The sequence below is a fragment of the Planctomycetaceae bacterium genome (genome assembly GCA_021371795.1).
GTDB lineage: Bacteria > Planctomycetota > Phycisphaerae > Sedimentisphaerales > UBA12454 > UBA12454.
On record JAJFVK010000002.1, the window covers coordinates 15,367 to 31,053 of the forward strand.

Below are 15,687 nucleotides of genomic sequence, written 5' to 3' on the forward strand. Positions count from 1 at the left end.
AAGTACTTGAAAAGAGCAAGGGGGCAGGCGTTCAGGGCTCTGAAAATCTGGTATAACTAATTGACAAACAGCGGTTTAGCCGATAAAAAGGTATGACATCGGATTAAATATGGCAGAAATTGAAGAAAAAATAACGTTTGTCGAGCATTTTGGAGCGGCAATACTCCGCAGTATCAATAACAGCGGGAGATTTGCGCGTTTCCAGTTCGATTCGCTCATTGCATCCGTGCTTACCTGTTTTACGCCGAGTACCTATTCGTTAATCTGGAATCAAATGCTCGCAATAGGTGTGCGAAGTGTTCCGGTTGTCGCGATTACCGGTGCGTTTGTCGGTATGGTGCTGGCGATTGACGCCTACGACCAGCTTGCGGGGCTGGGCATCGAAGAACACCTCGGCGTACTAATCAACCTTTCGGTTGTGAAGGAACTTGGGCCGGTGCTTGCGGCGGTGATGCTTGCCGGCAGAGTCGGCGGCGCTTTGACAGCCGAACTTGGCACGATGAATGTTACTGAACAGATTATGGCTGTGCGGAGTATGGGCACAGACCCGATTCGATATCTCGTCGCGCCGCGATTGCTGGCGTGTCTTTTTCTCACTCCGTTTTTGATTATCTACGCGGATTTTCTTGGTATGCTCGGCGGGTATTTGATATCCGTGCCGTATCTGGGAATTAACGGCAGGGCATACTGGAGCTTCAGTGCTAACGGCGTCGAACTGTGGGATATCGCGGATGGTATCGTGAAAGGATTTTTCTTCGGCGCGGCAATTGCCGGCGTGAGTTGCTATAAAGGTTTCCACTGCAAGGAAGGCGCCGAGGGCGTCGGGCAGGCGTGTACGGAAGGTTTCGTCGGGAGCTTTATTATAATTCTGGCGATTGATTTTGTGCTGGTTGTAATTTCAAAAGCGATTTATGCGTCGATTTGGCCGTTGAAACTGCTCCTTTAGTCCGTGTCAGTCCGTGTTTTCGTCCGTGTTAGTCAGTGTATTATGGATAATAATATAATAACGATAAAGAATTTAACCAAACGGTTCGGCAAGCTGACCGTGCTTGATGATATTTCGCTTTCCATCGAAAAGGGGAAAACGACTGTAATCATCGGCCCCAGCGGCTGCGGCAAAACCGTTCTGATAAAACACATTATTGTTTTGCTTAGGCCGAACGAAGGCGAAGTGTATTTTCATGATCAGCGAATTGATGATATGAACGAAAGACAACTCGCCGCTGTTCGAACGCAGATGGGGTATCTGTTCCAAAGCGGAGCGCTTTTTGACAGTATGACTATTGAGGAAAATATAATTTTCCCGCTTCAGCAGCACAGCAAAATTAAAGACCGTGAAAAACTCAACGCGATTGCGAAGGAAAAACTTTCGCTTGTCGGTCTGGACGGTTATCAGGAATATTATCCTGCGAAACTTTCCGGCGGGCAGAAAAAAAGAGTTGCGCTGGCGCGTGCCATTGCGCTTGAGCCGGAGGTTATACTTTACGATGAGCCTACGACGGGCCTTGACCCAATTCGCTCGGACATTATTAATGAGTTGATAATTAAGCTGAAGAAGGATTTGGGCGTAACGAGTATCGCGGTAACGCACGATATGAAGAGCGCCTACAAAATCGCCGACAGAATAATAATGCTGCACAAGGGAAAGATTGAAGCTGACGGCGACGCGGCGGCAATCCAAAACAGTCCTTCGCAGGTAGTTCAGCGGTTTATTAAAGGTGAAATAAGCGAGGGCGATTTACAAACTATGCAGGTTTCGTTCGAAGATATAAAGACAAACGACAAGAAATAGTTATTGATTAGGTACGTTGGTAAAGTAAGGTTGGAGATATAAATTATGCGATTGTTCTGGCGAATAAGGTATCTTGATACGTGCGAAAAAAAATTCAAAGACCGCGATTTATGGTTGGAAACGGATACATTAGACAATGTGACTAAAACCGCTATCGAGTTAACTTATGCGTTACAGGATGTCAAACCACGGCGAGAAATGTTACGTTATCGCAACTTGTTTAGTGAAAAGAGTGTCCCCAAAGATGAGGTTGAGTCCTTGTCTATTAGCAGTAACAATATTCATTCTTGGTATATTCCTGATTATTTTGAAGACGAAACCGGCCAAGAGTTATCTCGCAAGCGTATGGCTACAGTTTTAACAGATAATTCTCATGCGATTATGTTTCCATCTGGTACCAAGCAGTATGATATAGATTATGCGATATCCGATAAACGGCCAATTCCAATCGCGCAAATTTCTTTGTCACAAGATCAACTTAAGGTTTTAGGTTATTTCGCACGAGATTTAAGAGAGATGTTGGCTTCGGCGTTTTACAAAGAAGGACCCGGAAAACTTACGAGTTCAAGCGGAAGTGAGCCGCAATTGCATACTGCCATTACAGATGAAGAGATTAGGTCTTTTGTCATAATATTTCGTCGATTGTACATGAATAATGAACCAGCGAATTTCATCAAAGCCGTTAATGTTTTCGGAGCGGCAACCAGCGAATACCCAATAAGCAAATGGGTAAAAGGCATTGCCGAAGAATACCAAGCGGAGTTAAACTTAAAACCGGATTTTGTCCCATTTCTTGAAAAAGATTTTATTTTTACTCGTAAAAGATTAATCGATATATTTCTCTACACACAATATGTTCATCAACCGGATACTACCCGAATGCATCAATTTAAGGAATGTCTTTCTGTTGTTGATAATAAAAAATCAATATTAACTTGGTTGTTTCTGATGGCACTATACACTGGCAGTCTGCATATGCGAAATGCGGGGGTGGTTATTGCAGATTTTTATGACAAATATTGCCAATATCACAAAATATCAACCGATATTTTAGCATCTGTAATCAACGATAATCCTGGAATTGGGGTACTTGAGAAAAAGAACGATCAAATAGATAGATTGTTCCAAGAAAAAGTGGAAGAGCTATCTATGAAAATATGGATACTAAATAATCGTCCTTCTGGGGGGCCTACTCAATTTCTTAACCAAGCACGAGAACAATTGAATGTCGCAATGAGGAGTGAAAACGGTAAAATGTCTGTTTAGATAATTTAGCGTATAGATTAATTCTTATTCTTGTTGGTATAATAATTGATTATTCAAGCCATTCTTCAAAGAATTCAAGTAACTTTTACAATTTACTCAATATACTGAGTAAGCAGTTTAAACAATATAACAAAAATCTAAAAAATCTGAAATGTTCGTGAATTTCAGATGACCTGCGGAATAGTTTGGGTATAATCCGTAAACTATGACAAAAAATTCAGACCAAATTGCAAAAGACTTATCGGCTTTGATTTCGGGCGAATGTTACGCTGACATTTTCAACCGCGTCGCATACAGCACTGACGGCAGCATCTATCAAATCATTCCGGAATGTATCGTTGCGCCTAAAACGACCGAAGATGTCGTAGCGGTTATAAAATACGCTGGAGCGAACAATATTCCGGTCTCGCCTCGCGGAGCAGGAAGCGGACTCGGCGGCGAATCACTAACGAGCGGCATTATGCTCGATATGACAAAATTTATGAACAAAATCATCAGCACAAGCAATGACGGCAGTGTCGTTTGCTGTCAGGTCGGCGTTGTGCTCGATGATGTTAATAAACACCTTGCAAAATTCGGCAGAAAAATCGGGCCGGACCCATCCAGTGGAAATCGTGCAGTTATCGGAGGAGTTGTCGGTAATAATTCGACCGGCGCTCATTCGTTGAGTTATGGTTATATATCAAACTTTGTCGAAAAAATAAAATGCGTTCTGCCGGATGGAAGAATCGCTGAATTTGAAAATAACATCGGCAGCGGCGAAAAAAAAATCGCAAGGGAATGTTTTGAACTTTTAAATTCCAACGCCGAGTTGATTGCGAAAGTTCAGCCTTCGACGAAGCGAAACCACAGCGGCTACAATATCGCCAACGTCGTGCATAACGGCAGAATCGATATGGCCAAAATGCTCGCAGGTTCCGAAGGGACGCTGGCGGTGTTTACGGAAGTTACGCTGCGGAGCGTTGAGATTCCCAAAGCCATCGCGGTTGTGCAGTTCGAGTTCGATTCGCTCGACAAAATGGCGCGTGCTGTGCCGGTGATTGTCGATTGCGGCGCGGCGGCGTGCGAACTTATGGGCAAAGAATTAATACAAATCGCGCGCGACGCCTTTGAACAATACCATGATATTCTCAATCCCAATTCGGTCGCCAGTCTGCTTGTGGAATTTTCAGACACGAAGGATTCGGAGGTTGTCACGAAAATCAAAAAGACGGTCGAGGCAGTTGGTGAGCTTTGTTACGATAAAAAAATCGTGTTCGACCCTGCGATTCAGAAACGGCTTTTCAAATGCCGAAAAGATGCGGTGCCTCTTTTGTCTCGGAGAAAAGGTCTCAAACAGCCTATACCATTTATCGAGGATGTTTCAGTCGATAGTCTCAAACTTGCGGAGTATCTGGCGGGTTTGCAGAAAATCGGCGAAAAATACAAAGTTGAAATGGTTTATTACGGACACGCAGGCGACGGCGAGATTCACGTTCGGCCGCTGCTGGATTTGACCGACCCTGCTGATTTAAAAAAGATGACCGAAATCGCAGAGGATGTTTTTGCGCTGGCGCTTTCACTCGGCGGCTCACTTAGCGGCGAACACGCCGACGGTCTGATCCACGCGGCGTTTATGGAAAAACATTTCGGCAAAGAATATTGCGATATTCTCCGCAAACTGAAAAAAATATTCGACCCGAAGAATATTCTCAACCCCGGCAAAATCTTCAGCGATAATCCGAATGTGATGACTGAACAGCTTCGCGCAGAACATAAATTAATTGCTGACAGAATTTCACCTGTGCTGAATTTCAAGAATGACGAATTCAAACTTGAGGTTATTCAGTGCACCGGCTGCGGCCTTTGCAGAAACACGGATGCCGCCTTGAGGATGTGTCCTGTATTCAGAGCCAAAGGCGAAGAAATTTATTCATCGCGCGGCAGAGCGAATCTTCTGGCCGCCTGGGCAAAGGGAATATTGACGGACAAAGATTTCGAATCCGAAAAATTCAAAGAAATTCTGGCAAGCTGCCTGAACTGCAAGGCCTGTGTCGTTGATTGTCCGTCCGGCGTTGATATCTCGAAAATGATGATTGAAGCCAGAGCTAAACTTGCGCAACGAAAAGGCTTGAGCAGGGCGGCTATGGTTTTGGCTAATAATCGATATATGAGTATGCTCGCTTCGACGTTTTCGCCAATCAGCAATTATTTTATGAGCCTTGAGTTTGTAAAGAGTCTGATGCAGACCTTTACAGGTATCGACAAACGAAGGTCGATGCCGAAATTCGGATTCTCAAGTTTTATTAGAAAAGGAAATAAATATCTGGCATCGCAGCCGAGGCTGCAAAGTCCGGTCGATAAGGTCGCGTACTTTACAGATACTTACGCCAACTACAACGACCACGAACTCGGCTTTGCGGTGATAAAATTTCTGCGTGCGAATAATATCGATGTGATAATTCCATCGCAAAGGCCTGCGCCGCTGCCGGCGGCTGTTTACGGCGATGTAAAGACAAGCAAAAGAGATTTGCAATATAATGCAAAGCAGCTCGCAAAAATGATTCGAGCGGGTTATAAAATTGTCTGTTCAGAGCCGAGCGCAGCGCTGTGTTTGAAAGAAGATTTAAGATTTTTCGACGACAGCGAAGATGCGAAATTGGTCTCGAAGAATACATTCGAATTTTTCGAGTATATCAAAGGGATAGATTCCCGCCTGCGCGGGAATGACACAGCAGCGTGCGCACAGTGTTTAAACAAGAGTTATGTTCATCATACGCCTTGTCATCTGAACGCATTGGAAACTAAACCTGCGACACTTGAAGTGCTTGAAAAACTTACAGGCATTAAAGCAAAAGAGCTTAACGGCGGCTGCTGCGGAATCGCGGGCACTTTCGGAATGCAGGTGAAAAATTATGACCTTTCTATACAGATAGGCTCTAAACTTGCCGAGAAAATAAAAGAATCAAACGCCGATATGGTTCTTACGGAATGTTCGACGTGTAAAATGCAGATTGAACATTTGACCGGCAAACAAACAGAACATCCAATTAAAATATTGGCGAAAGCCTACGGCCTGATGTAATAATGTTATGGCAGAAAAATTAAAAGAAGCTGTTTTATACGAGCAGGCAGAAGATAAAAAAGTACGCTGCAATCTTTGCAATCATCGCTGCAAAATCAGCGAGGGCAATCGCGGGTTGTGTGGTGTTCGGCAAAATATTGACGGCAAATTATACTCGCTCAATTATCATAAACTTTGCGCAGCTAACGCCGACCCGATAGAGAAAAAGCCGTTGTTTCATTTTCAGCCGGGCAGCAGGGCTTTTTCCATCTCTGCACCGGGATGCAATTTTCAATGCGACTTTTGTCAGAACTGGCAAATCAGTCAAATCTTGGACAATAAAATAGAAGGTCAGGCTGTCGAACCGGCCCGGCTGGTCGATTTGGCAATCGGAGAAAAATGCAGAAGTATGGCTTACACTTATACCGAGCCGACAGTTTTTATGGAACTTGCGGCTGATTGCGCGATAATCGCAAAACAAAGGGGGCTTGCCAATGTTTTTGTTTCAAACGGTTATATGACGAAAAACGCAATTGATTTCGCAAAAGACTGGCTCGATGGAATTAACATCGATTTGAAAAGTTTCAGCGAGGGGTATTATAAAAGACTGTGCAAAGCAAAGGTTTCGCCGGTGTTTCAAACGATTGATTATGTCGCCAATCATACAAATATCTGGATGGAGATTACGACGCTGATTGTGCCGGGCGAAAACGATTCTGAAAAGGAATTGCGTCAAATCGCGGAATTCATTTTTAATACCTGCGGCGCGGATGTGCCCTGGCACGTAAGCAGGTTTTATCCGCAATATAAATACACAGACGCCTCCGCAACGCCGTATTCAACGTTGCAAATGGCTTATGATATTGCAAAACAGGTCGGACTACGTTATGTATATATAGGTAATCTGCGCACGCAAAAAGGCGAAAACACATATTGCCCGAAATGCGGCAGTCTGCTGGTTGAACGTGAAGGTTATTATATAACCCAAAATCGGATAAAAAACAGCATTTGTCTGGATTGCGGTGAAAAAATTGCTGGATTTAAACTTAATGGTGAAAAATAATATATACTTGTTGTCCGTTGTCTGTATGTGTGGTAAAATTAGCCAAAGTATGTATTAAAATGGAATAGTCGGGCATTAGCAGGCGTTGAAAATGGGAAGTCGCCTGAAAGGAATATCAGCTTCAATACCTACCATTAACGACATTCTCTTATACGACTAACTATTAAATTTATGAAAGCATTTATGTGCACAAATAAAAATATACCAGCTTTGAGAATCGGCAACTTGACGATTAATCCGCCAATAATTCAGGGCGGAATGGGAATACGAGTTTCAGGCGCGAATCTTGCCGCGGCGGTTGCGAATACCGGCTGCGCCGGAGTCATAGCGAGTACAGGCATAGGTTTGTTCGAAGAACTTAGCGGTCAAGCTTTATGGACATTCAATGGTGAATCCCTGCGGAGTGAAATTCGAAGAGCAAGGAGTATGACCAAGGGAATAATTGGCGTCAACGTAATGGTTGCACTTACTGATTATGAAAACCTTGTTAAAGTTTCGATAGAAGAAAATGTTGATATGGTGATTTGCGGAGCGGGACTGCCGCTGGAACTGCCGAAATTTCTTAACGGCAAAGATGTCAAGCTGATTCCAATCGTTTCATCCGCGAAGGCTCTTTCACTGATTATTAGAAGATGGCAGGGAAGATATAACAAATTGCCGGATGCTGTGATTGTCGAAGGCTTAAAAGCCGGCGGACATCTCGGATATTCCGCTGAAAGTCTGGCGGATGGAACAGCAATGCCGCTGGAAGACATCATCAAAGAAGTTGTCGCATTGGCGAACTCTTATGAGAAAAAAATTCCTGTCATAGCAGCCGGCGGAATTTTCGATGGCGCGGACATCGCGAAATTTTTGAAACTCGGCGCATCGGGCGTGCAAATGGCAACAAGATTTGTCTGCACCGAAGAATGCGATGCGCATATAAATTTCAAACAGGCTTACATTAACGCAAAAAAACCAGAAGACCTCACAATTATCAAAAGTCCGGTCGGTTTGCCCGGCAGAGTTATAAATTCGCCGTTTGTAGAAAAAATCAAACATGGTTTGACAATACCTTTCAAATGCACCTATACTTGCCTGCGAACCTGTGATGCTAAAAATGCGCCATACTGCATTGCCAAAGTTTTGTCGAACGCCTCGAATGGCAAATTTGATGAAGCATTTGCATTTGCCGGCTCAAACGCTTACAGGTGCAATGAAATCGTACCTGTAAAAACGCTGGTTGACACATTGAGCAAAGAATTGTCCGCCGCTCTGGAACAAAAAGCCGTCTCGAAGGTCTGATAGTAGTGTCTGGCACAAATACGAAAAGTGTGTATAATACTTTTCGTTATTTGATGAAAGGTACTATGAAGATTATCGCGGACGAAAATATACCATTTGTGAAAGAATGTTTCAGTTCTGCCGGAAATGTTACAACTGTTCATGGCCGAAAGATTTCCAAAGACATTTTGCAGGACGCAGACGCTCTGCTTGTCCGCAGTATCACCAAAGTTAATAAAGACCTGCTCGACGGCACGAACATAAAATTTGTCGCCACAGCAACCATTGGCTTTGAACATATTGATATAGATTATCTCAAAAGCAAAAATATCAGCTTTGCTTCCGCGCCCGGCTCGAACGCAAATTCCGTCGCCGAGTATGTTACATCGACGTTATTGAATCTCGCGGAAAAATATCATTTCGACATTTCAAAAAAATCAATCGGCATAGTAGGCGTCGGCAATGTCGGCAGCAGAGTCGAGAAAAAAGCAAAAGCGCTCGGAATGAAAGTCGTTCTTAATGATCCGCCTTTGAAAAGACTCTCCGGCGATGAAAAATATCGCCCACTGAATGAAATTTTAGATTGCGATATTATTACGCTGCATACGCCATTGACGAAAGATGGAATTGATAAAACTTATCATCTGGCTGATGAAAATTTTTTGGCGGCGATGAAAGATGGTGCGATTTTATTTAATACCTGCCGTGGAGGCGTTCACGATACCGCTGCGTTGAAAAAAGCGATTGCGACAAAGAAATTGAGCGCCTGCGTGCTTGATGTCTGGGAAAAAGAGCCGGATATTGACGTTGAGCTTTTGGAAATGGTAGATTTCGGCACGCCGCACATCGCTGGCTATTCTTATGATGGCAAAGTTGTCGGAATGATAATGATTTATGAGGCGTTTTGTAGATTTTTTAATATTCAGGCAAAACATACAGCCAAAGATTTCCTGCCGCCGGCTCAAATTTCGGAAATTGTGATAAAAAATGAAAAAAGTCCGTTACTTTTTGCCGTGAATACACTCTATAATATTAGTAAAGACGATGCGAACCTGCGGCAGATGAAAAACGAACCTGCCGATAAACGCGGAGCGTATTTTGATTCACTGCGCAAGAATTATCCCGTCCGCAGAGAGTTTCCAAATACAAAAGTTTTGACTGATAGTAAAATGCTTAAAAATATACTTGAGGGTATAGGGTTCAGGGTATAGGGTATAGGGTGTAGTTCTATTATGAAAGGTGCGATTATGAAAAAGAGCTTGATTGTTTTGTGTGTTTTGGCGATGTGTTCAGTTGTTTGGGCAGAAGAGAAAAAAGCAGAAGAAGTAAAAAAAGAGAAGCCGGATTATCGTAGCGTGATTGTCGATGCCTGGCTTGTTAGAGTTGACGCCGATGCTCTTGCCGAATCCGGCGTGAAGCCATTGTCTGAAAAAGAAAAAGAGAATGTTTCTGTAATGAATTTGATGTGGTGTTTGAGCGAACCCAATTGTGGCGAAGTAGTTACGTCTGCAAGAACTATGGGAAATACAAAAGCAGAAATTGAAAATAATTTTCAACAAGATATTTACCTGACTGAATCGACAGAAGCCGTTTTAGTTGAAGGAAGAACAGTAAAAGGCAGAACTTCAAATTCTTATAATCTAAAGGTAGATTTTAAAACTTATTCACAGGTATTGGAAAATAAGCAGGTTGGAATCAGTTGGTCGTTCTTTTCTCGTTTTATTTGTGATAAATCACGAAATAAGTTGCCGCCCGACACTGGCAATCTAAGTTATGAAAATCACTGGGGGATTTTGCCCACAGGAAAATCGGTTATTGTCGGTCAGTCTCAAATTGGCAAAGATATGTTCTTTCTTGTTATGAAGGCTGAAATTGTAGAATAGGCAGTTTGTAGGGTGGGCTTTAGCCCACGCGGTAGTTTTAAATATTTGAATTTTGGTAATTTGAATTTGCCCGAAGGGCGGATTTAGATATTCGTATTTTATAATTAGTGTAGATTCGTGTTCATTCGTGGTTAAAAATCGTTGTAAAAAATTCGTGGTTAAAGAGAATTCAAAAATTTTAGTTTGGCCAGGCGGGAAAATGGATTTTTCCGCCGGCTGTCTTGTAATGGGTATCCTGAATGTAACGCCTGATTCGTTCAGTGACGGCGGAGATTTTCTCGATATCGAAAAAGCTGTTGCCCGCGGCATCGAAATGGAAAAGCATGGCGCAGCGATAATCGACATTGGTGCAGAATCAACTCGCCCCGGCTCAAAAGCCGTCAGCAGCAAAGAGCAAATCAAACGCGCGATACCTGTAATTGAAAAACTTGCGGCGAAAATTAAAATTCCGATCAGTATCGACAGTAAGGATTTTGAAGTAACAAAAGCTGCGATAGAAGCAGGCGCATCGATAATAAATGATATTACTTCACTTGCAGATATCCGCACTGCCAAACTTGCAGCGGAGAAAAAATTGCCTGTGATATTAATGCATATGCAGCACAATCCCGAAACTATGCAAAAAGAGCCGTATTATAAAAATGTTGTGCAGGAAGTTTTGGAATATCTGCTGGCAAGAGCAAAAGCGGCACAGGATGCCGGCATAGAAAAAGAAAAAATATTTATTGACCCGGGGATTGGTTTTGGCAAAACGCTTGAGCATAATATAACACTTCTGAAGAACATCGGCATTTTTGTAAATTCCGGTTACAGGGTCTTGCTCGGCACAAGCAGGAAAAAATTTATTGGCACGCTGACGGGCAAAGAAAATCCCAGGGACAGGATTTTGGGTACTGCCGCGACAGTTGCATTGGCTGCGGCAGCAGGCGTTTCAATTATCCGTGTTCACGATGTCGCCGAGATGGTTGATGTCGCCAAAGTCGGCAGCGTTTTCACAAAAAAGGTGTCAGGCACCTTTTAAGTTGTTGTTTTGTAAGTAGTTATGAATGACTTTTTGATAATATGGTGTCAGGAACTATTTTTGCCCGCTGACTGCACTGCTGATAAAACGCTTCCAAACGTGTAGCGAAAGTAACATCTTCCGTACCGTCAAACGTAATATTCAAAATCGGCATATTATCACAATCTTTGCTTATCTGCGGAATAATGCTCGAAACAATCGTCGAGGGCATACACGTAAACGGCATCACATTAATCACGCCCGCGAAACCTTCGTGGTAATATTCAATAATTTTGCTGACGCTTAAGACCGCTTCGCCTTCGAATGAAATGTCGATGTATTTTTGGCCGAACTTCAAAACAGATTTCACATCGTGCTCTGCGACCGTGCCGAATTTTTTCTCAAGCGGCGCAGCAAGAGATTTCTCAATCCAATGCTGAATAAAATCCTGTGCGGCATTAACCATATAATGCCAATGTTGGCCGGCTCTTTTTGCGCCGAGCATTCGCATATAATTAGTATAGTAAACCCATTCAGCAAGCGGCGCAAGCGCACAGGCTGCGCCGAGTTCCTCCAGCCGATGAATGATATTGTTATTCGAGAAAGGATGACTGCGGACATAAATTTCACCGACAACGCCGATGCGAGGTCTTGAAATCGCAGGATTCGTTGTCTGTGAAAATTTTTGCGCGAAGTCCGCCATTAATTTCTTCTTGCTCGCAAGCGAACCGCTCGCTTCGGTATTCTCAAGCCAGACTTTCAGCCATTGTTTATAAATTTTTTCAATCGCCGCTCTGTCATTACTTTGCGATTTTGCTTTCAGCAGTACCTTGCCAATTAAGTCGATGCCGACCATCGATGTCCATGCGTTGAGCATAAGTTTCCAGCCTTTTTCGTCCATCGCATCGGCAATCTCATTATAAAATTTCGTATCCTGATTCGGTGCGAAAATCGGAACATCTTTTAGTCCCGCATATTGCAATACCTGCTTTTGCATACAATTATACACACCCATTCGGCACGGCCCGGATGTTGACGGCATCAGGAAAGCACTTTTGTCCGGCTGGAAATCTTTTCGCTCTGCGGTCGCGAGCATATCGCCTACGGTAATCGCGCACGGCAGACACTCTTTGCCGGTCGAAAACTTTCTGCCGAGAAGCAAGCCGTGTTCGTCTGCGCATTTCATTACTTCGGCGTCTTTGCCGAGCGATTTAAAAGTTGACGCCATTCCATACGAACAGTCGCTCATATATGGAATAAAGAGTTTTCGGTTGACGCAGCCTTTTTCCGCGACAGCCTGAATTTTGATTTTCTGCGGCGAAGGCTGATAATGGCTTAAACTATCGAAGAACGCTTCCAGTCTTGTAACAAGCCCCGCGTCGGCGGAATGTTCGTCAAGCTCAAGGAACAGACTCGGTTTTTCGGCTGAAATATTTCTGAAAAATGTTTCAAGGAACGAATCCGGCCCGCAACTGAAATTTGAAAGATAAACTGCGAACAAACGTTTATCCTGTTTTATAATTTCCGCGCCGCGGAGAATTTTCTGGCCGAGCCCCCAGTACATACTTTTATGCAAATATTCATCCGCAATCGGTGCCGTGGAAAGGTCAAGCATATCTAAAGGCAGTACATCGATACCCATCGCGGAAAGTTTGTCGGCTAATTGCAAATTTATCTGCGCATCGCAACTATTATACGGCCTGCCGAACAGGACGAACAATCTGCCGTTTTCGCCGATAGATGACAATACCTCTTTGCCTTTTTGAATCAGACTCGCCTCGAAATTTTTCTGCGCCGCAAGCGCATCGTCGATTGCTTTTTCGACAAGCGACTTTTTCACGTTCAACTGTACGGCAAGATTCGCAAATGTTTGCAGTAGTTCTTTCCTGCCGTTGCCGAGCCTGATTACAGGCGTAAGCAGTTTGCATTTGCCCAGCCTGCCGGCAAAAGCGGTTTTCGCCTGATATGGCAGCGACTGAACATACGGACATAATTTCGACGCGGTGTTTGTGTCGAACAAATTTGCAAGACTAACAACGCTCGGCAGGAAAATATAATCGACTTGCTGCTCGATGAGTTCGGCAATGTGGCCGAACGCGACCTTGACTGGGAAACACTGCTCGGCGGTAACGGCCTCGACGCCTTTTTTTATGGTCAATCTGCTTGTTGTCTGTGTTACACACGGCTCGAATCCGAGATTTTTGAAAAACACGCTGAACAGCGGAAGATACTGCCAGTTAATCAGCGACATCGGAATGCCGATTTTTTCTTTTCGTGTATTTTCCGCCGGCTCATCCAACCGAGCGAACTGCCGCAGCATAAGATTCCGATATTCGAACGCAGCCGCTGTTCTCTTGTGTTTTTTTGCTCGCGAAATATTATATCTGTCGCAGCGTGAGCCGTAATAAAGCGGTTCGCAGCCCGGCAGCATAACTTTTTTGATTTCGCAATTGTTGGAGCAGTGTTCGCACGCGAAAGATTCCACGTCATATTTAATGTGAATGAGATTTTCAAAGCCGCGGAATTTCGATTGCCCCTGCGTTCTTGCTTTTGCGATTACCGCAGCGCCAAGTGCGCCGGTAACTTCATGATGGTCGGGCACGCGGATTGGTTTGCCGACAATTTTTTCAAATGCCGCCCAAACTGCTTTATTAAAAGCTGTGCCGCCCTGAAAGCAAATATTGTCGCCGAGTTTTCTTCTGCCGACGACGCGGTTGAGATAGTTTGTAACAATTGAATAAGCAAGCCCCGCGACGAGGTCTTTTGTCTCCGCTCCCTGCTGCTGGTAATCGAGCAAATCGGATTCCATAAACACCGTGCATCGTTCGCCGAGTTTTATCGGTGCGGCACTTTGAAACGCAAGCGATGCGAATTCGTCTTTGATACTTATGCCGAGTTTCTCCGCCTGCTCTTCGAGAAACGAACCGGTGCCAGCGGCGCAAGCGTGATTCATCTCGAAATCGACAACTACGCCGTTCTTGAGCGAAATAAATTTACTGTCCTGTCCGCCGATTTCAAAAATCGTATCAACTTCCGGACACACAACCGCAGCGCCGGCCGCTTGCGCAGTGATTTCATTTATCACAATATCAGCGCCGAGAAAATCTCCGGTGAGGTATCTTCCTGAACCGGTTGTCGCGGCGCCTTTGATTATGACTTTATCGCCGAGGTCGTTTGCGGCCATTTGCAGGCCTTGCTTTACAGCCTCCAAAGGTCTGCCCGCCGTCATCAAATACGCTTTCGACAAAACATTTTTATCTTTGTCAATCACAACAACATTTGTGCTGATACTTCCGACATCAACGCCGAGCCAGGCGTCAATTTTTTCTTTGCAGTCCGGCGGCAAACTGTGAACTTTACCTGCGGGTGCGTCGAATGAAGGCCTCGGCAGCGGGTCTCTTCGCGGAGCCTTTTCGCCGAAATTTCTTTGTGTGTGCAGATATTCGTGCAGTTTTTTGATATTAAATTTCTGCTCGTTCTTTCGCGAATCTTTTGTAGCAAGTACCGCGCCTATTGCGCCAGTGAAGAAATGTTCTTTTGGAACTATCAATTGACCTGATTGTAATTTAAAAGCCTCTTTGATTGCGTTCACAACGCCGATGTTTTCGGCGACTCCGCCGGTGAAAATTATCGGCGCGATGAATTCTCTGCCTTTGCCGAGATTGGTTTTCAAATTTCTCGCAAGAGCCAGACACAATCCTGCGATAATATTCTCAACCGGCGTCGCCTGCTGCTGCAAGTGAATCATATCGCTTTTGGCGAACACCGAACATCTGCCTGCGATTGTCGGAACACTTTTGGCAGCGATTGCCATTTTGCTAAATTCGTTTTCAATGTTTATTCCCAGACGCTGCGCCTGCTGGTCGAGAAATGAACCTGTACCAGCGGCACACGCACTGTTGAGCGCGAAATCTGTAAGAGCCAATCTTCCGTTTTCAGTTTTGAGGAAAAGCAGTTTGCTGTCCTGTCCGCCCATTTCAATTATAGTTGCCTGCGAAAAGTGCGGATACAAATGCGCAATCGCAAAAGCCTGCGCGGAAACTTCGTTGATGTATGGAATGTTTAATAATGAAGCGATAAGTCTTGAAGCTGAGCCTGTCGCGGCGGCAAATTCAATTCTATTGATGGGAATTTTTTTGAACAGTTCGTTAAGTGCAGTGCCGAGCGTTTCTACCGGCCTGCCTTTGGTGCGCCGATAATCACTGTAAATAAGCCCAAGACTTTGATTTAGAAGAATAACATCGCAGCTTGTCGAGCCGACGTCGATGCCAAGATACAATCCTCTATCGTCGCGCAGAACCTCCGGCGAATAATTCGATACTCCCACTGATACGATTTTTTCAGTATTATCCTTGCTCTGCACACAATTCTCCTTAA

The 15,687-nt window shown here is 44.2% G+C and carries 10 protein-coding genes; 9 read left to right on the forward strand and 1 reads right to left on the reverse strand.

Annotated elements, in window-relative coordinates; genetic code table 11:
* The first annotated feature begins 109 nt into the window (after positions 1 to 109).
* From LLF92_00505 to folP, 9 genes are all read left to right on the forward strand, one after another.
* Positions 110 to 946, forward strand: a complete 837-nt coding sequence (locus tag LLF92_00505; protein MCE5339592.1) for an ABC transporter permease — start codon at positions 110 to 112, stop codon at positions 944 to 946.
* Between the two features lie 42 nt (positions 947 to 988).
* Positions 989 to 1,792: an ABC transporter ATP-binding protein gene (locus LLF92_00510; protein ID MCE5339593.1), complete on the forward strand. Its 804-nt coding sequence runs from the start codon at positions 989 to 991 to the stop codon at positions 1,790 to 1,792.
* A 45-nt stretch (positions 1,793 to 1,837) separates the two neighbouring features.
* Positions 1,838 to 3,058, forward strand: a complete 1,221-nt coding sequence (locus LLF92_00515; protein MCE5339594.1) for a hypothetical protein — start codon at positions 1,838 to 1,840, stop codon at positions 3,056 to 3,058.
* 205 nt (positions 3,059 to 3,263) lie between these two features.
* A complete protein-coding gene (locus LLF92_00520) occupies positions 3,264 to 6,122 on the forward strand; it encodes an anaerobic glycerol-3-phosphate dehydrogenase subunit C (protein MCE5339595.1) in 2,859 nt (952 codons plus the stop codon).
* A gap of 7 nt (positions 6,123 to 6,129) precedes the next feature.
* Positions 6,130 to 7,164, forward strand: coding sequence for an AmmeMemoRadiSam system radical SAM enzyme (gene amrS / locus LLF92_00525; protein MCE5339596.1), 1,035 nt, complete (start codon positions 6,130 to 6,132; stop codon positions 7,162 to 7,164).
* A gap of 183 nt (positions 7,165 to 7,347) precedes the next feature.
* A complete protein-coding gene (locus LLF92_00530; protein MCE5339597.1) occupies positions 7,348 to 8,448 on the forward strand; it encodes a nitronate monooxygenase in 1,101 nt (366 codons plus the stop codon).
* A 65-nt stretch (positions 8,449 to 8,513) separates the two neighbouring features.
* Positions 8,514 to 9,638, forward strand: a complete 1,125-nt coding sequence (gene pdxB, locus LLF92_00535) for a 4-phosphoerythronate dehydrogenase PdxB (GenBank protein ID MCE5339598.1) — start codon at positions 8,514 to 8,516, stop codon at positions 9,636 to 9,638.
* 36 nt (positions 9,639 to 9,674) lie between these two features.
* Entirely contained in the window at positions 9,675 to 10,310 is a 636-nt protein-coding gene (locus LLF92_00540; protein MCE5339599.1) for a hypothetical protein, read from the forward strand.
* Positions 10,311 to 10,509: 199 nt separating this feature from the next.
* Complete coding sequence (gene folP, locus LLF92_00545) at positions 10,510 to 11,331, forward strand: dihydropteroate synthase (protein MCE5339600.1); 822 nt, start codon at positions 10,510 to 10,512, stop codon at positions 11,329 to 11,331.
* 19 nt (positions 11,332 to 11,350) lie between these two features.
* Here folP and LLF92_00550 read toward each other — a convergent pair whose 3' ends face one another.
* A complete protein-coding gene (locus LLF92_00550; GenBank protein ID MCE5339601.1) occupies positions 11,351 to 15,673 on the reverse strand; it encodes an acyl-CoA dehydratase activase in 4,323 nt (1,440 codons plus the stop codon).
* Positions 15,674 to 15,687: the final 14 nt, after the last annotated feature.